This window comes from Streptomyces griseoruber, from assembly GCF_001514205.1.
GTDB lineage: Bacteria > Actinomycetota > Actinomycetes > Streptomycetales > Streptomycetaceae > Streptomyces > Streptomyces griseoruber.
Genome location: NZ_KQ948768.1, coordinates 354,999 through 378,664, shown reverse-complemented (window position 1 = coordinate 378,664; position 23,666 = coordinate 354,999). Strand labels below are relative to the sequence as shown.

Below are 23,666 nucleotides of genomic sequence, written 5' to 3'. Positions count from 1 at the left end.
TCCACGAGGGACCTTCGGCCCTGTGACCGGAGCCCGCCGGTGTCCGACGGTGGGATCAGGAGCGGGGCGAAGCGACCAGCGGCTTCGCAGACCACCCAGCCACCGCGCCCGGCGGAGACGTGGTCGAGGCGGAGGAGGTGACGCCGATGCCGGACGCGACCAGCACGGCTGTCGGTGCACCCGCGGCCGGCACCCGTGTCGGGGTGTCGGCCGACGCGCCGTACCTGGAGCCCGCGTACAAAATGGTGGAGTACGACGGCGTGTTCCGCCGTCCCGGCCGCGCCGACGTGATCGGCCTCGCCGACGAGCGCCCGCCGCGTCACGGCGTTCCGCTGCCGCAGACGGTGATGCGCGACGGGCAGCGCACGCGCCCACGGCCCACGGCCCACATTCGACGAGCGCCGGGCGGGCTGCGCTGCGGACCGCGTCCGGCACCGCACCGAGGAGCAGCTCGCACCGCGGAGGACCGTACCGGGATGAGGAGGAAAGCGATGTCGCACACGGTGGAATGGAAGGCCCGGCTCCATATCTTCGAGGACGACGAGGGGACGACGAAGGCGCATCTGGTGCTGGACACCGGTACCACGGCACTCACCGGCCACGGGGCCGCGCACTGCCATCCGGCGGATGCGAACGTGCCGGAGATCGGCGACGAGCTGGCGGCGGGCCGGGCGATGAACGATCTCGCCCGAAAGCTGTTGCAGGCCGCCGAGCGGGACATCGAAGGCACGGGCGCGCCCCGGCCGGGCACGCACCAGGCCGCCGGCTGGCTCCTGTGAAGCCGGAGCCCATGTGAAGCCGAAGCCCATGTGAAGCCGAGGAGGGATCACTCATGACACATCCCGCACGACACAGCGGTGGCGGCGTTCCTGCCGCCCTGCGCGAGCTGGACGACCTTCGCACCAGGATGGACCAGCTCATGCACGCCGCCTTCGCCGGCGGCGGATGGCCCACGTTCGGCGGGGCCGAGCCCTGGGCCCCGCTGGCCGACATCGAGGACGCCGAAGACGCCTACCTGGTGGAACTGGAGCTGCCCGGCATGGACAAGGACCAGATCACCGTGGAGGTCTCCGAGGGAGAGCTCGACGTCCACGGTGAGGTCAAACAGCGGGAGCACACCGGGGCGGTCCGCCGGCACACGCGTCGTATCGGCCAGTTCGACTACCGCACGACGCTGCCCCCGAACGCCGACATCGAGCACATCAGCGCGGAACTGAGCAACGGCGTCCTCACCGTGAGGGTCCCCAAGACCGAGAAGGGCACGACACAGCGCATCGAGATCACCGGCTGAGGCCGGTCACCGGCGCGAAGGGCCGGCGGTCGCCGTCGGCCCGGCCCGTCGGCCTACGTCGGACACAGCACCGGACACCGCACCATCCTGAGGAGGGGTGGCCACCATGCGAGCTCACCTCGGCGACCGACTCGTCGTCGAAAGCACGACGTCCGGCGCCGCCCGGCGCGACGGCGAGATCGTCGGACTTCACCATGAGGACGGCACACCGCCGTACGACGTGCGCTGGTCGGACACGGACGGGGTGACGCTCGTGTTCCCCGGGCCCGACGCGCACATCCAGCATTTCGGGCACCCCCGGCCCGGAGCCGCCCGGCGGACTTCCCCGCACGAGGAGCCCGTTTCCGTGGGAGGCCCGGTCGACCCCGGCGACATCGGCCGACGGGTCGCCGCCGAACGCCGCCGGCAAGGGCTCGGCCGGGAGGAGACGGCCCGCCGCGCCCGGATGTCGCCCGGCTACCTGTCGTACCTGGAGGAACACCCCGCCGATCCGAGCCTGGCGGCCCTCATCAGGCTGGCGGACGCGCTGGGCACCACCACCGCCGCCCTGCGCGGCGGCGGAACCGGCCTGCCGCCCGGCCAGGGGCACGCGCTGCTGCACCCGCGCCTTGAGGATCTCGGCGAGGAGGAATGCCGCTCCCTGCTGTCCACCCACGGCGTGGGGCGCATCGCGGTGGCCTCGTCCGACGGCCGCCCGGCGGTCGTACCGGTCAACTACGAGATCGTCGACGACACCATCGCCTTCCGGACCGCCCCCGACTCGCTGCCCGCGGCCGCCGTGGGCACCGAGGTCGCCTTCGAGGTCGACCATGTGGACGACGCCATGAGCCGGGGCTGGAGCGTGCTCGCCGTCGGCCGCGCGAGCGTCGTCACGGAGCCCGAGGCGGTGCGCGGCCTGGCGGAGCACGCCCACACCACCCCCTGGGCGGGCGGTGAGCGCCAGATGTGGGTGTCCATCCGCCCCACGAGCCTCACCGGCCGCAGGATCACCGCAGAAGACCGGTAGACGAGGGAGGTTCCCAGTGAGCCGGCAAGCACTGTCCGACGACCGGGTGGCGGCCCTGGTCCGGGACGCGGCCGCCGCGCCGTCCATGCACAACGCGCAGCCCTGGCGTTTCCGCTACCTCCGGCACCGCCACACGTTCGAGCTGTACGCGGACTTCGAGCGCACCATGCCGCACGCCGACCCCGACACCCGCGCCCTGCACCTGGGCTGTGCCGCCGCCCTGCTGAACCTGCGGGTCGCGATCGCCCACGAGGACCGCCACCCCGAGACCCTGCTGCTCCCCGACCCCGCCGACCGGACGCTCCTCGCGAGCGTGCGGCTGACCGACGGGACCGGCGGCGAAGGGGACCTCGCCGCGCTGCATCCGGCGATCCACCAGCGGCACACCAGCCGCCACCCGTTCGAGGAGCGGGAGATCCCCGGGGCCGTGAGGGAGGCTCTCGCCGCCGCCGCGCGGGCCGAGGGCGCGACGCTGACGTTCCCCACCGGCTGGCATCTGCGGGAGGTGCTGGAACTCTTCCAGGAGGCCGAGGCCCGCAACCGCACCGACCCCGGAAGCGACCAGGACCTGACCCGGTGGACCGGCGGCGACGCGGTGTCGGTGGGCGGCGTCGGCGAGGGCGTCCCGCGCTACGCCTACGGGCCGCGCATGCGCGGCGGCAAGGCCCCCATGCGTGACTTCGCGGGGGTCCGGCCGATGGCGGGACGGGAAGCCGCCGACTTCGAACAGAGTCCTCAGCTGGCTCTCGTCAGCACGGTCCACGACCGCCGCGAGGACTGGCTCCGCGCGGGCCAGGCCATGGAACGCGTCCTGCTGCTGGCCACCCTGCACGGCCTGTCCGCCTCCTTCGCCACCCAGCCCCTCGAATGGACGGACCTGCGCTGGCCCCTGCGCGACCCGGCGACCGGGACGGGCCCCACCCAGGTCGTGCTCCGCCTGGGCTACGGCCCCAAGGGCCCCGGCACCCCGCGCCGCCCGGTCTCGCACGTACTCGACATCGAGCCCTGAGACATGGTGTCCGGCACCGCCCCCGCGCGGACCCCCCACGCGCTCCACCTCGACGAGCCGTGCTCCCGGCCGCCCGCCGCGCCTCGGAGGCGAGCGGGAGCCGGTCCGGTGTTCCTCGCGGCGGCCTCCGCCACGTCGGTGCTCTACGCGCTGTGGATCCGGCCCAGGCTGCTGACCTGGGGCGCCACCCAGGGCGAGGCCGCCCGTGTCTACCCGGGCGACGAACTCGTCCCCGACGCCGACGGCATGTCGACGATGGCCACAACCCTCCCGGCGCCACCCGAGAGGGTCTGGCCCTGGCTGGTACAGATGGGAGGCGACCGCGGCGGCTGGTACAGCTGGGACCGCCTGGACCACTTCGGTGAGCCCAGCGCGGACCGCGTCGTGCCCGCATGGCAGAGCTTGCGCGAGGGGGCGCGGCTGCTCGCGACGAGGGACGGCCGGGCCTGGTTCACCGTGGCCCGTCTGGAGCCGAACCGGACTCTGGTGCTGCGGTCGGACCTGGCCCTGCCCTCCGGTCACTCCTTCGACCCGTCGGGTCCTCCGCCCCGGGCCCGCCTCGAGGGCATCTGGGGCTTCCATCTGCGGCCGACCGCCGACGGCGAGACCCGCCTGGTGGTGCGCACGCGCGGCCGGGGCCGCCCTCGTCCGCTCACCCGGCCGTTCGACCTGGTGCTGGGGGAGCCCGCGCACGTCGTCATGCAGACCCGTCAGTTCCACAACCTCCGCACCCGGCTCGGTCCAGGGAAGTGACGGCCGAGCCCGTCCACCGCGGCATCCCGGAGCATTGCCCTCTTGCTGAATTGCAAGATTTCGCAATTGAGCAGGTGCTGTGTTTACTATGTTCGTAGGTAGCGTGGGGCCGGCCTGCGTGCCCGCTCCGAGGCGGGGCCCGAAGGAGAAGCCGAGGGATCGTGTTCGTTCCGCTGTACCAGGCCAAGGCCGAGTTCTTCCGGATGCCGGGGGACCAGGAGGTCGCCGCGCGATGACCTCTCGGATCGACCGGATCCGGATCCGGATCCTGGCCCGGACCGCGGCGCTGCTGCCGGCCCGCGCCGACCTCGCGGAGATGCGCCGTGACCCGCGCCGTGACCTGCTGGCGGGGCTGACCGTGGCCGTGGTGGCGCTGCCCCTCGCCCTCGGCTTCGGTGTCTCCTCCGGTCTGGGCGCGGAGGCCGGCCTGGCGACCGCGGTGGTCGCGGGTGCCCTGGCCGCGCTCTTCGGCGGATCGAACCTTCAGGTGTCCGGACCGACGGGCGCGATGACGGTGGTACTCGTCCCCATCGTGGGCGAGTACGGGCCGACGGGCGTCCTCACGGTCGGCCTGATCGCCGGTGTGATGCTGGTGGCGCTGGCCGCGCTGAAGGCCGGCCGTTACATGCGGTACATCCCCGCCCCGGTGGTCGAGGGTTTCACGCTGGGCATCGCCTGTGTGATCGGCCTGCAGCAGGTCCCGAGTGCGCTCGGCGTGCCCAGGCCCGAGGGCGACCGGGTGCTGGTGGTGACCTGGCGGGCGATCGGGGAGTTCGTCCGGTCCCCGAACTGGATCGCCCTGGGTTTCGCCGTCGTCGTCGCGGCGGTCATGCTGGCCGGTGCGCGGTGGCGGCCGACCGTTCCGTTCTCCCTCCTGGCCGTGGCCGCCGCCGCGGTGGTCGCGCAGGCCGGTGGGCTGGACGCCGCCAAGCCGATCGGAGAGCTCCCCTCGGGGCTGCCCGCGCCCTCGCTGTCCTTCCTGGACGTCGGTTCCCTGGGCACGCTCATGGTCCCGGCCGTGGCGGTCGCGGCCCTGGCCGCGCTGGAGTCCCTGCTGTCCGCCTCGGTCGCCGACGGCATGACGGTCGGCCAGCAGTACGACCCCGACCGGGAGCTGTTCGGCCAGGGGCTCGCGAACATCGCCGCCCCGCTGTTCGGCGGAGTACCGGCGACCGGGGCGATCGCCCGCACCGCGGTCAACGTCCGTACGGGCGCGACCTCCCGGCTGGCCGCCCTCACCCACGCGGCCGTCCTCGCCGTGATCGTCTTCGCCGCGGCCCCCCTCGTGGCGAAGATTCCCCTGGCGGCACTGGCCGGCGTACTCCTGGCCACCGCGATCCGCATGGTCGAGGTCGGCTCGCTCAAGGCGATGGCCAAGGCCACCCGCGCCGACGCGCTGATCCTCGTGCTGACCGCCGTCGCGACCCTGGTCCTGGACCTTGTGTACGCCGTCGTCATCGGCCTGGCCGTCGCGGGTGCCCTCGCGTTGCGTGCCGTCGCCCAGCAGGCCCGCTTCGACCAGGTGCCGCTCGACCGGGGTGACCACTCCGCGGAGGAACACGCCCTGCTGGCCGAGCACATCGTCGCCTACCGCATCGACGGGCCGCTGTTCTTCGCCGCCGCCCACCGCTTCCTGCTGGAGCTGACCGACGTGGCCGACGTCCGTGTCGTCGTTCTGCGCATGTCGCGCGTGTCGACCATGGACGCGACCGGCGCCCTCGTCCTGAAGGACGCGGTGGAGAAGCTGCGGCGCCGCGGCATCGTCGTCCTCGCGTCCGGGATACGCCCCGGCCAGCACCGGGTCCTGGACTCCGTCGGCGCGCTGGACCTGCTGCGGCACGGGGGCGGGGAGTATGCCACCACCCCCGAGGCGATCCGGGCCGCGCGCGAGCACCTGGAGACGGCCGGAGTCGTGCCCGTCCCGTCCGCCCCTTCCGCGCGGAAGCCCGGGGAATCCCACGAGGAGACCCTGCGATGAGCATGCGACGCGTGGGGGAGTACGGCCGTCGAGCCGGCCACCGACAGCGCGGGACCGGACGGGAGCGGTCGGCACGCGAAGCGACAGCCGGACCCGCACCGGCGGATTCGGCCGGACCGCTGCCGCACGCGAGGATGGGCGGCATGTTGTCGACAGGTGGGTGGACGCGACGCGCCGGGGCCCGGCCGGAGGGACCGTGCCGGCCTGCCGGGGAGGAGACGGCACGGTGAGTACGCCGCTGTACCAACTGAAGGCCGAGTTCTTCAAGACGCTCGGCCACCCGGCACGCATCCGGGTACTGGAGCTGCTGAGCGAGCGGGAGCACGCGGTCGCCGAGATGCTGCCCGAAGTGGGCATCGAGCCCGCCCATCTCTCGCAGCAGTTGGCGGTGCTGCGCCGCGCCAACCTGGTCATCACCCGCAGGGAGGGATCGACCGTCTACTACTCGCTCACGAGCCCGCAGATCGCGGAGCTGCTGCGGGTGGCCCGCACGATCCTCTCCGGGGTGCTGGCCGGACAGGCCGAACTCCTCGCCGACCTGCGGGCCACACAGGAGGAGGCGAAGCCGTCCTCGTAGCGACGGCTCCCGATCGGCGGTCGGGTCCGGGCCAGGGAGATCGCACGACCGAGGCCGGCCCGGACCCGGTCGGGCAAGGTCCACACGACCGGCCCCGCTCTCGCTGATGTCGGTACCCTGCCGGGTATTTCAGCAGGGCGTTCGTCGCGGGCGAGCGGGTCCCACGGCCGAGGCGGGTCGCCGCCGGGGCCGCTCTCGCTGATGATGGGGAGAGGGCCGCACGACACGTCGCACCGGCCGCTTTATGTACCACCCATACCGACTGACGGCCGAGAAGGGAGGACGTCATGAGGGTCGGGGTGCTGACCGGTGGCGGGGACTGCCCCGGTCTCAACGCCGTCATCCGCAGCGTCGTACGCAAAGGTGTCCAGGAGTACGGCTTCGACTTCGTGGGCCTGCGCGACGGCTGGCTCGGCGCGCTCCAGGGCAAGGTGGTGCCGCTGGACATCGCCGTCGTACGAGGCATCCTCCCGCGCGGCGGAACCATCCTCGGCTCCTCCCGCACCAACCCGTTCAAGCACGAGGACGGGGTACGGCGCATCCAGGACACCCTTGCCGCGCACGAGGTCGACGCGCTCGTCGTGATCGGCGGCGAGGACACGCTCGGTGCCGCCGCCGAACTCAGCCGTCAGGGGATCCGGCTGGTCGGCGTGCCGAAGACCATCGACAACGACGTGGCCGGCACCGACTACACCTTCGGTTTCGACACGGCCGTCGGGATCGCGACCGAGGCCATCGACCGCCTCCACACCACCGCCGAGTCGCACATGCGGACCCTCGTGGTGGAGGTGATGGGGCGGCATTCCGGATGGATCGCCCTGCACGCCGGTGTCGCGGGTGGCGCCAACGTGATCCTCATCCCGGAGCGGCCGTTCGACATCGAGCAGGTCTGTGCGTGGGTGCGGAGCCGGTTCAGGATCAACTACGCGCCGATCGTGGTCGTCGCCGAGGGAGCCGTTCCCAAGGAGGGGCAGACGATCCTGAAGGACCGGTCGCTGGACGAGTACGGCCATGTGCGGCTGTCGGGCGTCGGTGAGTGGCTCGCGCGGGAGATCTCGCGACGCACGAGCAAGGATGCCCGCACCACGGTCCTCGGCCACGTCCAGCGTGGCGGCACCCCGAGCGCCTTCGACCGGTGGCTGGCCACCCGCTTCGGGCTGCATGCCGTGGACGCGGTCGGGGAGGGGGACTTCGGCACGATGGTGGCCCTGCGCGGGACCCGGATCGTCCGCACCGCGCTGCCGGAGGCCGGGGCGAGGAACAAGACGGTGGATCTGTCGCTGTACGACGAGTTCGAGGTGTTCTTCGGCTGATCTGCACGGCCCCCGGCCCCCGGCCCCGACCGCTGCCCGCTGGGCAGCCGGAAACCGGCCCGGCCGGGATCTTCGGCGCTGTGCCCTGTCCCCTGTGCCCTGTTCCGTCCGGGCGGGCATGTGCCTGGTCCTGGACCGGAGAAGGTGCGCGCGCTTCCACGGGTGACGCAGGGCGGCCGGCCCCCGGCACGCCGAGGCCGTCCGTGCCCCTTCCCCCGGCTCGGCCACGCCAGACGTCTCAAGGTTCCCGGTGGTTCCGTCGATTGACCGTGTCAACCAACACAATCGATCGACATTGTCGAGTGACAAGGTCACTCGTATGGTTGGGGCAAGCGACCGCCTGTGTGGAACGAAAGGCAAGCTCATGACTCACGCGACCCTGCGCGGAACCGAACCGATACCCCAGCGTCCCGCCCTGCCCTTGGTCGGTCACGCGTTCGATATCCCCAGCGGTGCCGACGGCCTGCTCCATGTGATGAAGGAGGCCAGGGAACTGGGGCCGCTGTTCAAGATCCGTGTCTTCGGCAACGAGATCAACTTCGCCTCCGGCCTCGATCTCGTCACCGAACTCGCGGACGAGAGCCGCTTCCGCAAGAGCGTGCACAACGACCTCGTGATCCTCCGGGAGATCGGCGGTGACGGTCTCTTCACCGCCTTCCACCACGAGCCCAACTGGCGCAGGGCGCACGACGTCCTGATGCCGGCGTTCTCCCTGGGCGCGATGCGCGGCTACCACACGACGATGCTCGAGGTTGCCCGGGAGCTCCTCCGGAAGTGGGACGGCGCGGCCGGTGACGAGCCCGTGGACGTCGCCGCCGACATGACGCGGCTGACCTTCGACACGATCGGCCTGTGCGGCTTCGGCTACGACTTCGAGTCGTTCGCCCGGGAGGAGACGCACCCCTTCGTCACCGCGCTGTCCCGGGCGCTCGGCTTCGCCCAGGCCAGGGGGGAGTCCATCCCCGGCATGGAGCTGTTCAAGCGCAGGCAGGCCGAACAGTTCCGCGGCGACGTCGCCCTGATGAAGGACCTGGTCGACGACGTGATCCGGCAGCGCCGGGCATCCGGCGACCGGAGCACCGCCGACCTGCTCGGCCGGATGCTGCACACCGCCGACGCGGCGACCGGCGAGCCCCTGGACGATGTCAACATCCGTTACCAGGCGATCACGTTCCTCATCGCCGGCCATGAGACCACCAGCGGCGCGTTGTCCTTCGCCCTCTACTACCTCACCAAGCACCCCGAGGTCCTGGCCCGGGCCCAGGCAGAGGTCGACGCGCTGTGGGGAGACGAGGACACCCCCGAGCCGGAGTACGGGGACATCGGCAGGCTCACGTACATCCGCCAGGTGCTCAACGAGAGCCTGCGGCTGTGGCCGACGGCGCCCGCCTATGCCGTGGAGCCGCTGGAGGACACGGTCATCGGCGGGAAGTACGCCGTGCGCGGGGGCGAGTCGATCCAGGTGCTCATCCCTCAGCTGCACCGGGACCCCGCCTGGGGCGAGAACGTCGAGCTGTTCGACCCCGACCGGTTCCTCCCCGAGCGGGAGGAGCAGCGCCCGGCCCATCTGTTCAAGCCGTTCGGCAACGGCGAACGCGCCTGCATCGGCCGCCAGTTCGCACTGCACGAGGCGACGCTCGTCCTCGCGCTGGTGATCCACCGGTACCGCCTGATCGACCACGCCGACTACCAGCTGAAGATCAAGCAGTCGCTCACCCTCAAGCCCGACGGGTTCACCCTCCGCCTGGCCCGGCGCACCGGTGACGAGCGCCGTCTGCCCGCCGCCGCCGTGAGCGGCACACCCGTCGGCCGGGAGCGGCCCACGGCACGGCGGGCCACGGGAACCGCGCTGACCCTGCTGCACGGTTCCAACCTGGGGACCTGCGCGGGCATCGCACGCGATCTGGCGACGGACGGCGACGAGCGTGGCTTCGCCCCGTCCGTCGCCCCGCTCGACGACGCCGTGGACAGGCTCACCGCCGGCGACGGACCCGTCGTGATCGTGGCCTCCTCCTACAACGGCAGGCCCACCGACGACGCCGCCCGGTTCGTCGAGTGGCTGGACGGACTGCGACCGGGCGCGCTCGACGGAGTCCGGTACGCCGTACTCGGCGTAGGCGACCGCAACTGGGCCGCCACCTACCAGCGCATCCCCGCGCTCATCGAAGAGCGGCTGAGCGCCGCCGGTGCCACGCCCCTGCTGGAACGCGGCGCCGCCGACGCCTCCGGCGACTTCGCCGGGACGGTGGACCGGTGGACGCGCGACCTGTGGAACGCCCTGCTGGCCCGGTACGGCACCGAGGCGGAGGTGAGCCGGAGGGAGCCGGACACCGAACAGGAGCCGGGGCTGTACGAGTTGGAGGAGACGGCCGACTCGGTCATCGGTGAACTCGCCGCGCGGCACGGCGTGCAGCCCATGGAGGTGCTCGACGCGTACGAACTGGTCGACATGAACCACGAGCTGGGCCGCTCCAAGCGCTTCCTGAGGCTGCGGCTGCCCGAGGGCGTCACCTACCGCACCGGCGACCACCTGGCCGTACTCCCCGGCAACCCGGAGACCCTCGTCCGGCGGGTGGCCGACCGCTTCGCCCTCGACCTGGACCGCACCGTCCGGCTGCGCGCCCGCCGCCGCAGCCGCAGCGTCCTGCCCGTCGACCGCCCGCTCACCCTGCGCCGTCTGTTGACCGACTTCGTCGAACTGCAGGACCCCGCGACCCAGGAACAGGTCGCCGTGCTGGCCGAGCACACCGCCTGCCCGCCCGAGCGGCGTCCCCTGGCCGAACTCGCCACCACGGATCCCGAGTCCTTCCGCGAGCGGGTGACCGCCGCCGGACGCAGCGTCCTGGATCTCCTGGACCGCCACCGCGCCTGCGAGCTGCCCTTCGAGCGCTTCCTCGAACTGCTGCCGGTGCTGCGCCCGCGCCACTACTCCATCTCCTCCTCCGCCGAGGCCGCGCCCGGCGAGGTGGACCTGATGGTGTCGCTGCTCGCCGCCCCCCACCGCGCCGGCGAGGGCGCGTTCCGCGGCATCGCCTCGCACTATCTGCAGGCCGTGAAGGCCGGAGGCACCCTCCAGGCCAGGGTGCTGCCCTGCAGTGAGGCCTTCCGCCTGCCCGAGGACAGGTCCGTACCGGTGATCCTGGTCAGCGCGGGCACCGGACTGGCACCCTTCCGCGGCGCGGTCCTCGACCGTCACCACACCCGCTCCACGGGCACGCTGCTGTGCTACTTCGGCTGTGACCACCCGGACGTCGACTATCTGCACCGCGCCGAGTTCGAGGCGGCCGAAGCGGCCGGTGCCGTCACCATGCGGCCCACCTTCGCCCGCGCCCCCGTGGACGGCGCCCGCCATGTCCAGGACCGCATCGCACGGGAGAGCGACGAGGTCTGGGCGGTGCTGGAAGCCGGCGGACGCGTCCACGTCTGCGGTGACGGCCGCCGTATGGCCCCCGCGGTACGGGAGGCCTTCATGGCGATCTACCGCGGGCACACGGGTGCCGGGGACGCGGAGGCCGCGGCCTGGCTGGGAGCCCTGATCGAGTCCGGCTACTACGTCGAGGACGTCTGGGCCGGCTGAGATCCCCCGTGCGGTGGCTCCCGATCCCCTCAACTCGTGAGGTTCTCATGCTTGTTGCACGCTCGATGCCCTGCCGCAGGGCGGTCATCACCGCTGGCTCCCCGCAGCGGAGCGGCCGGTGAACGCCCGCAGCGGCTCCGCCCTGACCTTCGCCGTCGGTGTGGCCCTCGTCGCGGGCGTCACCCTGGGAAACGGTGGCGCGAACGTGATGCCCGTCTTCGTCGACGACTTCGCGTCACGCTTCGCGCTGTCGGACTCCGGTGCCGGGCTCGTGGCCGCGACCCAGCTGATGGCGACGGCGGTCGTGACGCTCCTGCTGGCCCGGCGGGCCGCGCGTCCCGGCCGTGTGCGGATGACCCGCCTCGGTCTGGCCCTCGCGGGAGCCGGCTTCCTGGCGGCGACGGCGGCCACCGACGTGGTGACGCTGATCCTGGCCAATCTGGTGCTCGGAGCGGGGCTGGGCGCGGTCTACGCGGCGGCCACGGCGGCGCTCGCCGCCACCGACGACGCGGACCGGGCGTGCACGGTCACCGTCTGCGGCACGGTCGGTGTGACCGCACTGCTGATCATGGCGGTTCCCGCGGCCGACCACGGCCTGGGAGAGGGCACCGGGTTCCTGCTCATGGCGCTGTGCTGCCTGCTCGCCTGGCCGCTGGTGCGCAGGCTTCCGGACGGTCCCGCACGACCCGGCACCGGCGGCGCGGAGCAGGGGGAGACGCTCCCGGTGAAGCCTTCGGCGGTCCTGCTGGCGGGGACCGCGTTCCTGTGGGCCGTCACACAAGGGGCTTGGTCCTACGCCTCGGTCCTGGGCCGCCAGCACACCGGCCTGTCGCACTCGGCCGTGTCGGCCGTCCTCGCGGTCTCCGGCGTCGTGGCGCTCGTCGGCGCGGTGCTGGGACCCGTCGCGGCACGGCGCTTCGGACGTATGCCGTCGATGGCGGCCTTCGTCTCGGCGCAAGCCCTGGCGATGGCCCTGCTGATCTTCACCCGCGACCCCGTGCTCTTCGTCGTCGCGGCCGTCCTCTGGCAGACCTGCCAACTCGCCGTCCTGGTGCAGATGCTCGCCGCCGCGGCCCTCCTCGACCCGACCGGCCGACTGGTGGCCTCCCTCAGCGGTGCCGGAGCGCTGGGCACCGGCATCGGACCGCTGGCCGTCGGCGCCGTCCTCGACGGCGCCGGGGCCGGCGTACTGAGCCTGGTACTGGCGCTGGGCACCTTCGCGGCCTCGTTGCCCCTGCTGAGGATGACGGTGTCCGGCGCGAAGGCCCCCGACGAGCACCGGCCGGCGCCCTCACCCGTGGTCTGAACACCCGGGCCGCTTCGGCGACCGGCGACTGTCGCGCAGGTCCTGTCGTCACGTTCACCGGGACACGTACCGCCTGTCCCTCGTGCTCGGCGGCATGCTGGGGCGGCTGGACGGGAACCCGGCGTCCGGGGCCTCGCCCTCTTCGGACCACCCTGCGCCTGGCCGACGCCCACGTGGCCGGCGGCGGGCCGACCCACGTCCACGAGCTGCCCCGGCCACGCCCCGGCGGGCGCCGGCCACGGGCCCGGCGTGCCGCTCACCTTCGGCGCGCCCGGCGGACTCGGCACCCTGCCGGTGGGGCCGGAACCGGCCCGGGTCCCGAGCCGTCAGTCCTCGGCGACCTGCAACGACGTGTCCACCAGACTCCTCGCGACCCACTGCTCGACGGCGGACACGTGAACGGTCGCGGCCGACGCAGCCAACAGGGCGTCCCGGTTCTCCAACGCGCGCAGGATCTCCTCATGCTCGCGGTGGGCGTGTTCCACGGCCCGCTCGGCGCGGGTGCCCCGAACGATACGGACGCGTTGGGTCTGTGTGGAAAGCACCTGGAGCAGCATGGACAGGACCGGGTTCCCGACGGCCGCCACGATGCGCAGGTGGAACTCGATGTCGTGGACGACGAACTCCTCGACCGTGGTGGCGGATCGGGACCGCGCCAGGAGAGCGCGCAGCTCCCTCAGGTCGCCGGGACCCAGCAGCGCGGCAGCCAGCCCCGTGGCCTGCGGTTCGAGCAGGCGGCGCACCTGGAGCAACTGCAGGGCCGTCTGCCCCTGGGAGACGTCCGAGGCGAACGACAGTGTCTCCAGCAGCAGGTGAGGTTCGAGACTCGACACGTAGGTGCCGTCGCCCTGGCGGGTGACGAGGATCCGCATGGCGGTCAGGGCTCGCACGGCCTCGCGCAGAGAGCTGCGGGACAGACCGAGCTGTCCGGCGAGGACGTCCTCCTTGGGCAGGCGGGAGCCCGGAGCGAGTTCGCCGTCGACGATCATCGCCTTGATCTTGTCCATGGCCTCGTCCGTCAGTGCCACGAGAGCGCCTTTCTGTACCGGGCCGTGCGGGCGGCAGACGGCGGACGACCAGGCGCCGCCGCCCGCCCGAGCGGGATCTACTCCTGCTTCTCGCCGGAAGCGAAACGGGAGATGACCAGCGCGACGATGATGATCGCGCCGTTGAGGAACTGGTTCCAGAGCGCCGGGACGCCCGCCAGGGTCATCACGTTCACGACCAGTTGCAGGGTCAGGACGCCGGTGAGCGCCCCGAAGACCGATCCCTTGCCGCCGTTGAGGCTGACCCCGCCGATGACGGTGGCCGCGAAGACCTGGAAGATCCAGCCGCTGCCCTGGGTGGCGGAGATGGACCCGTAGTGGCCGCTGTAGAGGATGCCGGCGAACGCCGCCAGCAGGCTTCCGAGGATCAGGACCGTCCACACGATCCGGTCGACCTTGATGCCGGCGGTGCGTGCGGCCTCCGCGTTGCCGCCGATCGCGTAGAGCGCCCGCCCGTGCCGCAGCCAGGCCAGCGCGCTGCCGCCTGCCGCGAACAGCGTCACACAGATCCAGATCGCCGCGGGCATACCCAGCCACGACGCCTTGCCCAGATAGGTGAAGGAAGAGGGCAGTTCCACGATGGACTGGCCTTCGGAGATCGCGATCTGGAGTCCGCGGAGCATGGTCAGCATGCCGAGGGTGACGATGAAGCCGTTGAGGCGCAGCTTCAGGATCAGGAACCCGTTGACGGCGCCGATCACCACGCCCACCAGCAGACAGAGCGGGACGGCCGTCCACTCGGGCAGCAGCCCGAGGCCGGTGAACCGCGCCCCATGGGTGGGCAGCACCAGCCATACGGCGATCACCGGCGCCACGCCGATCGTGGACTCCAGGGACAGGTCCATCCGCCCGGCGATCAGAATCAGCGCGGTGGCCAGGACGAGCAGGCTGAGCTCGGTGGACTGCTGGGCCACACCGATGAGGTTGTCGGAGGTCAGGAAGGCCGGCGAGACGATGAAGCCGATCAGCCCCAGCACCAGAATGGCGGGGACCAGCGACAACTCGCGGAAGCGACCGAGGCCGAGGCCGCGCCCGGTGTCCGTGTCGCCTGCCTTTCCCACGTTCGCCGCGGTGTCGGTGACATCTGTGGTGGCGGACATGACTACCTTCCGTGCGCTTCGGTGTCGGATGCTGCGGACGTGGCTCCCACGCCCTCCATGGCGGCGACCAACTGTTCGTCCTTCCAGCCGCGGCCGAACTCGGCGACCGTACGGCCGTGGAACATGACCACGACGCGGTCGCACGCCTTGAGGTCGTCCAGTTCGTCCGAGACGATCAGCGCGGCCTTCCCCGCGTCGGCGATCTGCCGGATCCGGCCCAGGAGGAACTCCTTGGACTTGACGTCCACCCCGTTGGTGGGACGGATGGCCACCAGTACCCGGGGGTCGGTGGCCAGGGCCCTGGCGACGACGACCTTCTGCTGGTTGCCGCCGGAGAGGGCGGACACGGGGGTGGCCGCGCCCGGAGTCTTGATGTCCAGATCCCGGATCATGCGCCGGGCGAACGACCGGGTACGCGCCGGGAGGACGGTTCCGAACGGCCCGAGCTGGTCGGTGACGGTCAGCGTGGCGTTCTCCGCCACACTGCGGTCGTTGACCAGGCCCTGGATGTGCCGGTCCTCGGGGACCAGGCCGACGCCCGCCTTGAGCGCGGAGGGCACGCTGCCGGTCCGCACACGCCGGCCGCCGACCGTGATGGTGCCCTGCCGGGCCGGGTGCAGACCGGCGACGGCCTCGCCGACCCGGACGTTGCCGCTCGCCGCGGCGCCGGCCAGTCCGACGACCTCACCCGCGCGGACGGACAGGGAGAGGTCGCGGCAGGCGTCGTCGAGCGTGAGGCCCTCGACCGCGAGGAGCTCCGCAGAGCCGTCCCGCGCCGGGGCGGAATGTGCGGCGACCGGGATCGCGGTGGCGGCGGACTCGCCCGTCATGGCCTCCACCAGGGACTGGTGGCCGAGGCCGGCCACGGGCGCGGTGAGGATGTGGGCGGCGTCGCGGTAGACCGTGACGGTGGTGCAGAGGTCGTACACCTCTTGCAGATGGTGGGAGATGAAGAGGAAGGCGACCCCCTGCCGCTGGAGGTCGCGGAGCTTGTCGAAGAGGCGGGAGATGCCACGGGCGTCGAGTTTCGCGGTCGGCTCGTCCAGGATGATGAAGCGCGCGCCGAACGACAGCGCGCGGGCGATCTCGATGAACTGCCGCTGTTCCACCGAGAGGTTCCTGGCCCGTGCGGCGGGATCGACGTCCACGCCGTACTCGCCGAGGAGTTCCCCGGCCCGCCTCTTGAGCTCCCGCCAGCGGATGGGCCGCAGCACTCCGTCGCTCTGCCGGTTCAGGAACAGGTTCTCGGCGACGGTCAGGTCCTGGATGATGGTGGACCGCTGGTAGACGCAGGCGACCCGGGAGCGCCAGGCGTCGATGTCGCCGAACGCGGGCGCCGGCGCGCCGGAGAAACGCAGGACACCGGTGTCGGGCGGTTGCAGTCCGGTCAGGATGGACACGAGCGTCGACTTGCCGGCGCCGTTGCGGCCGACCAGCGCGTGCGACTCGCCCGCTGTGATGGTGATGCGCGCGTCACGCAGCGCGACGGTGGCGCCGAACCGCTTGCTGATTCCGGCGGCCTCGGCCACCGGAGCCGGGCCTGCGCCGGCCTGCGCCGGGGCGGTCGCGGTGTCCGCCATGGTGGATACCGTCCTTCGGGTGGGGAGACGAGGGGGAGGGCCGGACGGAGGGAGAGCCGGTTGCCTCTCCCTCCGGTCTGTCACTGACCGACGCTGTTGCCCCACAGGGTCTTGTCGTCCACGTTGTCCTTGGTCACCAGCGGTGCGGGCAGCTGGTCCTCGAGGCCGTTGGGGATCTTGACGATCGTGGAGTCGTGGTCGGTCGGCCCCGCCTTGAAGGTCTTGCCGTCGGCCGCGGCCTGGGCGTAGTAGAGGGCGTACTTGGCGTAGAGGTCGGCGGGCTGGGAGACCGTGGCGTCGATCTGGCCCTTGCGGATCGCGTCGAACTCCTGCGGGATGCCGTCATTGGAGATGATCGTGATGTGGCCCTTGGTACCGGTCGGCTTGAGCAGGCCCTTCTGCTGCAACAGGGCCAGGGTCGGCTGGAGGAAGACGCCGCCGGCCTGCATGTAGATGCCGTTCAGGTCGGGGTGCTCGGCGAGCAGGCTCTGCAACTTGGCGGAGGCCACGTCGCCCTTCCAGTCGGTGGGCAGCTCGAAGACCTGGATCTTCGGGAACTTCGCCTTCATACAGGCGGCGAACGCCTCGGACCGGTCGCGTCCGTTGATGGAGTCCAGGGCACCCTGGAACTCGGCGACCTTGCCCTGGCCGCCGAGCTGCTTGCCGAGGAACTCGCAGGCCTTGGTGCCGTACGCCTTGTTGTCGGCGCGCACCACCATGTAGACGTCGCCCTTGTCGGGCCTGGTGTCGACGCTGACCACAGGGATCTTCTTGGACGCCAGGGTGTCCAGCGTGGAGGCGATGGCGCCGGTGTCCTGGGGGGCCATGACGACTGCCTTGGCGCCGGTGTTCTCGAAGACCTGGACGTTGGCGACCAGCTTGGTGACGTCGTTCTGCGAGTTGCTCAGGGGCAGGGCGTTGACGCCGTCGGACTTGATGTCCTTCTTGAGGTACTGCGCGTAGGAGTTCCAGAAGTCGGAGTCGGAGCGCGGCAGGTCGATACCGATGGCGGGCTTGTCGCCGCCCGCGCCCGAGCTGTTGCCCTCCCGGTTGCAGGCGGTGACGAGGGCGAGGGCTGCGAGGACGGCGCCGGCGGCTGCGGTGGTCGATCGGATACGAGCGAGCTTCATGGCCGTGTTCTCTCCTAAGCCAGGGGAAGAGCCGCGGGGCGACGCCGATGGGGGACGTGGTCGCCGGTGCGCGGGGCGGAACCGCGGGCGGGCGTTGCCGCCGCCCGGGCAGGGCGTACGGGGACCGGACCCGGCGGGGACGGAGGGGCGGAACGGGCGCTGCGGTGTCCGGAGTGGCGAGAGGAACGCCCCCACCAGCAGTCCGGGGGATTCCTCCGATGTATCTCGGGACGTCGAGGACGTTACGACGGCGTTGCCGATGCTGACAAGAGGTGGGCTCCATCGAATTGTCGGGCCCGTGGAGCACAGCTGTCGGCGACCGGCGCAGGGCGCGGCAGATGCTGCCGGAGGCAGCCTCTGATCTGCGCTTACCTGCACCTGCCCGCCGTCGCGTGGAGCCGCGACGGCAGTCGGCCCCACCTCACGATTCGATGAAGGACAGCGGTGCGGCGCTTCGGCGGCCGCTCCCGCGACGGCTCCCGCGGGCGTGCGCGGTCGGGTGCCGGTGGACGGGTGTCTCCGGAACGGACGCGGCGAGCCGTGTTGTCCGGGCCGCCGCTGTACACCGCTCCGGGGACGATTCATCGGAGGGCGCGTCATCCGGTGTGCCCACGTGGGGCCGCGGCCTGCCGAAGGCGACGGCATGACCTGGGCAGGATGCCTTCGGTCCACAGATACATCCGAGGAATGCGTTGCCAGGCCGCTCTGTGGCCTCTACAGTCACGTTGCCGCCATTCCTCCGATGAATATGAGGCGACGCGGCGTTCGTCCCGTCCGCCGGACGGCCCGGCCGGTGCGCCCGATCGGCCCACGCGCGGTCACCCCCGATCCCTCCGTCCAAGGAGTTGCCCTGTGAAACTGCTGCGCGTCGGCGCCCCTGGCGAGGAGCGGCCCGCGGTCCGCACCGACGACGGACGGCTGCTCGACCTCTCCGGCGTGACCCCCGACATCGACGGCGTCTTCCTCTCCTGCGGAGGCGTCGACCGGGCCCGCGCGGCCGTGGCGGCCGGGGAGCTGCCCGAACTGGACGCCGACGGCCTGCGGATCGGGCCGCCCGTCACCCGCCCGGGCAAGATCGTCTGTGTCGGGCTCAACTACCGTGACCACGCCGCCGAGACCGGCGCGCCGATACCCGCCCGTCCCGTCGTGTTCATGAAGGACCCGGGCACCGTCGTCGGCCCGTACGACGAGGTGCTGATCCCGCGAGGTTCGGTGAAGACCGACTGGGAGGTCGAACTCGCGGTCGTCATCGGACAGCGGGCGCGCTACCTCGACGGGCCCGACGCGGCCCATGAGGTGATCGCCGGGTACGCGGTCAGCCACGACGTCTCCGAGCGGGAGTTCCAGCTGGAGTACTCGCCCCAGTGGGACCTCGGCAAGTCCTGCGAGACCTTCAACCCGCTCGGCCCCTGGCTGGTCACCGCGGACGAGGTCGCCGACCCGCAGAACCTCGGACTGCGGCTGAGCGTCAACGGCGTCAAGCGGCAGGACGGCAACACCCGCGACATGATCTTCCCCGTCGCCCACCTCGTGGCGTACCTCAGCCGCTACATGGTGCTGGAACCCGGCGACGTCATCAACACCGGCACGCCCGCCGGCGTCGCCCTCGGCCTGCCCGGCACCCCGTATCTCCGCCCGGGTGACACCGTCGAGCCGGAGATCGACGGGCTCGGTGGCCAGCGCCAGACCTTCGCCCCAGCGTGAAAGGCACCCCTGTGACTGCAACCCCCGCCCGGATCACCGCCGTCGACACGTTCGACGTCCGCTTCCCCACCTCCCGGGAACTGGACGGATCCGACGCGATGAACCCCGACCCCGACTACTCCGCCGCGTACGTCATCCTGCGCACCGACGACGGCGACGGTCTGGAAGGTCACGGCTTCTGCTTCACCATCGGACGCGGCAACGACGTCCAGGTCGCCGCGATCGGAGCGTTGAGCCCCCATCTCGTCGGCCGTTCGGTGGACGAGCTGTGCGCCGACCCCGGCTCACTCAACCGCGATCTGATCGGGGACAGCCAACTGCGCTGGCTGGGGCCCGAGAAGGGCGTGATGCACATGGCGATCGGCGCGGTCGTCAACGCCGTGTGGGACATGGCAGCCAAGCGGGCCGGGCAGCCCCTGTGGCGCCTGCTCGCCCACGCCGACCCCGAGTGGCTCGTCTCCCAGGTCGACTTCCGCTACATCGCCGACACCCTCACCCCCGAGGACGCGTTGACCCTGCTGCGGGAAGGCCGTGCCGGACTGGCGGAACGGGAGTCCGTCCTGCTGGAACGCGGCTACCCGGGCTACACGACCTCGCCGGGCTGGCTCGGCTACTCCGACGAGAAGCTCACCCGGCTCGCCAAGCAGGCCGTCGCCGACGGCTTCACGCAGATCAAGCTGAAGGTCGGCGCCGATCTCGACGACGACATCAGGCGGCTGCGCACCGCCCGCGCCGCCGTCGGCGACGGCATCCGCATCGCCATCGACGCCAACCAGCGCTGGAACATCGGCGAGGCGATCGAGTGGACCACCGCGCTGGCCGCGTTCGACCCCTACTGGATCGAGGAGCCCACCAGCCCCGACGACATCCTCGGCCACGCCACCATCCGCGAGGCGGTCGCCCCGGTGAGGGTCGCCACCGGGGAGCACGTGCAGAACCGGATCATCTTCAAACAGCTTCTCCAGGCCGACGCCATCGACGTGCTCCAGATCGACTCGGCCCGCGTCGGCGGTGTCAACGAGAACCTGGCCATCCTGCTCCTCGCCGCCAAGTTCGGCGTACCGGTGTGCCCGCACGCCGGTGGTGTCGGACTGTGCGAACTGGTCCAGCACCTGTCGATGTTCGACTACCTGGCCCTGTCCGGCACGACCGAGAACCGGGTCATCGAGTACGTCGACCACCTCCACGACCACTTCACCGCGCCCGTGCTCATCCGCGACGGCCACTACACGGCACCGCTCACCCCCGGCTTCTCCGCCACCATGCGCCCCGAGTCCATCGACGCCTACCGCTATCCCGACGGCTCGTTCTGGGCCGCCGATCTCGCCGGACAGGAGGGCGCGTGACCGGCCCGGCCGGCATGAGGGGCCTGCGGGTGGTCGTCACGGGCGGGGCCTCCGGAATCGGGCTCGCCACGACCCGGATGTTCGTCGCCCAGGGCGCCACGGTGGCCGTACTCGACCTCGACCCCTCCGGGGTGCCACGCCCGTTGCCCGCCCTGCGAGCCGACGTCCGTGACGACGCCTCGGTACGCGCCGCCGTCGACGAGGCCGCCGCGCGGCTCGGCGGCCTGGACGTCGTGGTCAACAACGCGGGCATCGGCGCCGTCGGCACCATCGAGGACAACACCGACGACCAGTGGCACCACGTTCTGGACGTCAACCTCCTCGGCATGGTGCGCACCAGCCGGGCCGCCCTGCCGTATCTGCGCCGCTCGGCACACGCCTCCATCGTCAACACCTGCTCCATCGCGGCCACCGCGGGCCTCCCGCAGCGCGCGCTGTACTCCGCCAGCAAGGGCGCGGTCCTCGCCCTGACCCTGGCCATGGCAGCCGACCACGTCCGCGAGGGCATCCGTGTCAACTGCGTCAACCCGGGCACCGCGGACACCCCGTGGGTCGCGCGGCTCCTGGACGCCGCGGACGACCCGGCGGCCGAGCGGGCCGCCCTGGACGCCCGCCAGCCCATGGGGCGGCTGGTCAGCGCAGAGGAGGTCGCGGCGGCGATCGGCTACCTGGCCGGCCCCGCGGCGGCGTCCGTCACCGGCACCGCCCTCGCGGTCGACGGCGGTATGCAGGGACTCAGACTGCGCCCGGCGGCGGCCTCGTGAGGAGCGTGCCGCTCGGAGGCACCGCCGTCGACGTCACCCGGCTGTCCCTCGGCACCGCCGGCATCGGCAACCTGTACCGCCAGGTCGGTGACGAGGCGGCCGCCGCGACCGTGGAGGCCGCCTGGGACGCGGGGATCCGGTCCTTCGACACCGCACCGCACTACGGACTCGGCCTGTCCGAACGGCGTCTGGGCGCCGCGCTGCGCGGCCGCCCGCGTGCCGCGTACACCGTGTCCACCAAGGTCGGACGCCTGCTGGTGCCCCACGACGGCGAGGGCGACGACCGGGTCAACGGCTTCGCCGTCCCGGCGACGCACCGGCGCGTCCGGGACTTCGGCGCCGACGGCGTTCTGCGCTCCCTGGAGGCCAGCCTCGACCGCCTCGGCCTCGACCGGGTGGACGTGGCGCTCCTGCACGACCCCGACGACCACGTCGAACAGGCGCTCCATGAGGCCTACCCGGCGCTGGAGCGGCTGCGTGCCGAGGGAGTCGTCGGCGCGATCGGCATCGGCATGAACCAGTGCCCGGTCCCGGCCCGCTTCCTGCGCGACACCGACATCGACGTCGTCCTGCTGGCCGGCCGCTACACCCTCCTGGAACAGGAAGGGCTCGTCGAACTGCTGCCCGAGGCCGCAGCCCGTGGCAGGAGCGTCCTCGTCGGCGGTGTCCTCAACTCCGGTCTGCTGGCCGATCCGCGGCCGGGGATCACGTACGACTACGCCCCCGCCCCCAGGCCGGTCCTCGACCGGGCCCTGCGGCTGAAGGAGGTCGCCGAACGGCATGGCGTCCCGCTGCGTGCCGCCGCCCTGCACTTCCCCTTCGGGCACCCGGCCGTCGCGAGCGTGCTGACCGGCGCGCGGTCCGCCGACGAGGTGCACGACACCGTCGCCATGCTGCGGCACCCGGTCCCGGCCTCCCTCTGGGACGAACTGCAAGCACGGGGACTGCTGGCCCCGGGCACTCCGGCTCCCGGGCGCGATCCGTCGGAGCCGGCCCCGCCGACGAAGGAGCCGTTGTGAGAATCGCCCTGCACACCAAGGTCCGTGCCGACCGCGTCGACGCGTACGAGGCGGCCCACCGCGAGGTGCCCGAGGAACTGACCGCCGCCATCCGGGCCGCCGGGGTCCGCGAGTGGACGATCTGGCGCAGCGGCACGGATCTCTTCCATGTGCTGGAGGTGGAGGACTACCGGGCGATGATCGCCGAGTTGGAGAAGCTGCCGGTCAACATCGCCTGGCAGGCCCGGATGGCGGACCTGCTCGACGTCGTCCACGACTACTCCGCCGACGGCGCCGACGCCTCACTGCCCGTGGTGTGGGAACTGTGAGTCCGCGCCAAGGCGCCCGTGTCCTACGCGCCGATCGACCGGCGCCGTCCCGGCTGCCACGACGTGTACGGCACCCACCGCGCGACGAACCCCTGGGGTCACCTCACCGCCATGGGCACGAGCTCCAGCCGGCCACCCGCGAGGGCCACGACGGCTGAGACCATGGCCTGGAGGCAGGTGAGTTCGGCCTCCTCGTCCGGCAGGGAGAGGTGCTGCACCGACAGGCCGTCGAAGCCGGCGAGGAAGAAGCGGGCCAGGGTCTCCGCCGGCTGGGCCAGCTGGTGTCCCGTGCGTTCGGCGGCCTGGGTCACCAGCCTCGTCGTCACGGTCGTCACCTCGCGGTAGTGGCTCGTCAGGGCCTCTTCCAGACGTGGTGTCCGCAGGGCGAACATGGACAGCTCGGTGAGCAGCTGGTGGCTGGTCGGCTGCTCCCGCAGGGTCCGCCACAGGGCCGCGGCCAGGGCCGCGATCGTCTCCTCGAAACCGGCGTCCGCCGGTGCGGCCCGCTCGACCTGCGCGATCAGGTCATGGGTGAGCTGCTCCATGACGGCCCGGTACAGGTCCTCCTTGGTGCCGAAGGTGTAGTGCACCGTCGCCTGGGCCACGCCCAGTTCGGCGGCGATGGCGCGGGTGCTTCCGGCGGCGACGCCCTCCCTGGTCATGAGGTCGATGGCGGCCTTGATCAGCTGGGGGCGGCGCTCCGCCGCGGACACATGAGCCATGCGCGGATCATATCGACTCAGTCTGCCGAGCAAGTCGTGCGACCAAGTCGGGCCCGCCGGTGGTCCTCAGCGGCATCCCCCTTGGCCGCCGAGGTCCCCTCTGTGGCCGCGCGGGTCAGTTGCCGCCGTGTTCCGGA

20 protein-coding genes are annotated in these 23,666 nt (G+C 72.0%); 15 read left to right on the top strand and 5 right to left on the bottom strand.

The window, feature by feature from the left end:
* Window positions 1–491 precede the first annotated feature (491 nt).
* The 10 genes from AQJ64_RS18640 to AQJ64_RS18595 all read left to right on the top strand — a co-directional run bounded on the left by AQJ64_RS18640 (window position 492) and on the right by AQJ64_RS18595 (window position 12,810).
* Window positions 492–779 (top strand): DUF1876 domain-containing protein, encoded by a 288-nt coding sequence (locus tag AQJ64_RS18640; RefSeq protein WP_055633541.1) that lies wholly within the window; start codon window positions 492–494, stop codon window positions 777–779.
* A gap of 53 nt (window positions 780–832) precedes the next feature.
* Window positions 833–1,291, top strand: coding sequence for an Hsp20/alpha crystallin family protein (locus AQJ64_RS18635; protein WP_055633517.1), 459 nt, complete (start codon window positions 833–835; stop codon window positions 1,289–1,291).
* 106 nt (window positions 1,292–1,397) lie between these two features.
* Window positions 1,398–2,297 carry a DUF1918 domain-containing protein gene (locus AQJ64_RS18630; RefSeq protein ID WP_055633516.1) on the top strand — a complete coding sequence of 300 codons (900 nt, stop codon included), beginning with the start codon at window positions 1,398–1,400 and terminating at the stop codon, window positions 2,295–2,297.
* 16 nt (window positions 2,298–2,313) lie between these two features.
* Window positions 2,314–3,306 (top strand): Acg family FMN-binding oxidoreductase, encoded by a 993-nt coding sequence (locus AQJ64_RS18625; protein WP_055633515.1) that lies wholly within the window; start codon window positions 2,314–2,316, stop codon window positions 3,304–3,306.
* 108 nt (window positions 3,307–3,414) lie between these two features.
* The gene (locus AQJ64_RS18620) at window positions 3,415–4,059 is read left to right on the top strand and encodes a hypothetical protein (RefSeq protein ID WP_055633514.1); all 645 of its coding nucleotides are present in this window, start codon (window positions 3,415–3,417) and stop codon (window positions 4,057–4,059) included.
* A gap of 232 nt (window positions 4,060–4,291) precedes the next feature.
* A complete protein-coding gene (locus tag AQJ64_RS18615) occupies window positions 4,292–6,037 on the top strand; it encodes a SulP family inorganic anion transporter (RefSeq protein ID WP_055633513.1) in 1,746 nt (581 codons plus the stop codon).
* 226 nt (window positions 6,038–6,263) lie between these two features.
* On the top strand, window positions 6,264–6,614 hold the full coding sequence (locus tag AQJ64_RS18610) for an ArsR/SmtB family transcription factor (RefSeq protein WP_055633512.1): 351 nt from the start codon (window positions 6,264–6,266) through the stop codon (window positions 6,612–6,614).
* 287 nt (window positions 6,615–6,901) lie between these two features.
* Window positions 6,902–7,927 carry a 6-phosphofructokinase gene (locus tag AQJ64_RS18605; protein ID WP_055633511.1) on the top strand — a complete coding sequence of 342 codons (1,026 nt, stop codon included), beginning with the start codon at window positions 6,902–6,904 and terminating at the stop codon, window positions 7,925–7,927.
* Window positions 7,928–8,291: 364 nt separating this feature from the next.
* Complete coding sequence (locus tag AQJ64_RS18600; RefSeq protein ID WP_055633510.1) at window positions 8,292–11,504, top strand: bifunctional cytochrome P450/NADPH--P450 reductase; 3,213 nt, start codon at window positions 8,292–8,294, stop codon at window positions 11,502–11,504.
* Between the two features lie 118 nt (window positions 11,505–11,622).
* Window positions 11,623–12,810, top strand: coding sequence for an MFS transporter (locus AQJ64_RS18595; RefSeq protein ID WP_055633509.1), 1,188 nt, complete (start codon window positions 11,623–11,625; stop codon window positions 12,808–12,810).
* Window positions 12,811–13,136: 326 nt separating this feature from the next.
* Here the strand turns inward: AQJ64_RS18595 and AQJ64_RS18590 are convergent, their stop codons facing one another.
* From AQJ64_RS18590 to AQJ64_RS18575, 4 genes are all read right to left on the bottom strand, one after another.
* Complete coding sequence (locus AQJ64_RS18590; RefSeq protein ID WP_055633508.1) at window positions 13,137–13,838, bottom strand: FadR/GntR family transcriptional regulator; 702 nt, start codon at window positions 13,836–13,838, stop codon at window positions 13,137–13,139.
* Window positions 13,839–13,915: 77 nt separating this feature from the next.
* On the bottom strand, window positions 13,916–14,956 hold the full coding sequence (locus tag AQJ64_RS18585; protein ID WP_055633507.1) for an ABC transporter permease: 1,041 nt from the start codon (window positions 14,954–14,956) through the stop codon (window positions 13,916–13,918).
* A 2-nt stretch (window positions 14,957–14,958) separates the two neighbouring features.
* Window positions 14,959–16,536 carry a sugar ABC transporter ATP-binding protein gene (locus tag AQJ64_RS18580; protein ID WP_055633506.1) on the bottom strand — a complete coding sequence of 526 codons (1,578 nt, stop codon included), beginning with the start codon at window positions 16,534–16,536 and terminating at the stop codon, window positions 14,959–14,961.
* Between the two features lie 80 nt (window positions 16,537–16,616).
* Window positions 16,617–17,666 carry a sugar ABC transporter substrate-binding protein gene (locus tag AQJ64_RS18575; protein ID WP_055633505.1) on the bottom strand — a complete coding sequence of 350 codons (1,050 nt, stop codon included), beginning with the start codon at window positions 17,664–17,666 and terminating at the stop codon, window positions 16,617–16,619.
* A gap of 852 nt (window positions 17,667–18,518) precedes the next feature.
* Between AQJ64_RS18575 and AQJ64_RS18570 the strand changes: the two genes are divergently transcribed.
* Genes AQJ64_RS18570 through AQJ64_RS18550 form a run of 5 tightly spaced genes read left to right on the top strand, consistent with a single transcriptional unit; the run spans window position 18,519 to window position 22,807 of the window.
* A complete protein-coding gene (locus tag AQJ64_RS18570) occupies window positions 18,519–19,370 on the top strand; it encodes a fumarylacetoacetate hydrolase family protein (RefSeq protein WP_055633504.1) in 852 nt (283 codons plus the stop codon).
* 11 nt (window positions 19,371–19,381) lie between these two features.
* Window positions 19,382–20,716: an L-fuconate dehydratase gene (locus tag AQJ64_RS18565; protein ID WP_055633503.1), complete on the top strand. Its 1,335-nt coding sequence runs from the start codon at window positions 19,382–19,384 to the stop codon at window positions 20,714–20,716.
* Between the two features lie 14 nt (window positions 20,717–20,730).
* Complete coding sequence (locus AQJ64_RS18560; RefSeq protein WP_055633540.1) at window positions 20,731–21,480, top strand: SDR family NAD(P)-dependent oxidoreductase; 750 nt, start codon at window positions 20,731–20,733, stop codon at window positions 21,478–21,480.
* Complete coding sequence (locus AQJ64_RS18555; RefSeq protein ID WP_055633502.1) at window positions 21,477–22,499, top strand: aldo/keto reductase; 1,023 nt, start codon at window positions 21,477–21,479, stop codon at window positions 22,497–22,499. Before AQJ64_RS18560 ends, AQJ64_RS18555 begins: the two co-directional genes overlap by 4 nt.
* Entirely contained in the window at window positions 22,496–22,807 is a 312-nt protein-coding gene (locus tag AQJ64_RS18550) for an L-rhamnose mutarotase (RefSeq protein ID WP_055633501.1), read from the top strand. Before AQJ64_RS18555 ends, AQJ64_RS18550 begins: the two co-directional genes overlap by 4 nt.
* Before the next feature lie 98 nt (window positions 22,808–22,905).
* On the opposite strand, the gene AQJ64_RS18545 is transcribed toward AQJ64_RS18550, so the two are convergent.
* The gene (locus AQJ64_RS18545; RefSeq protein ID WP_055633500.1) at window positions 22,906–23,529 is read right to left on the bottom strand and encodes a TetR/AcrR family transcriptional regulator; all 624 of its coding nucleotides are present in this window, start codon (window positions 23,527–23,529) and stop codon (window positions 22,906–22,908) included.
* Window positions 23,530–23,666 lie beyond the last annotated feature (137 nt).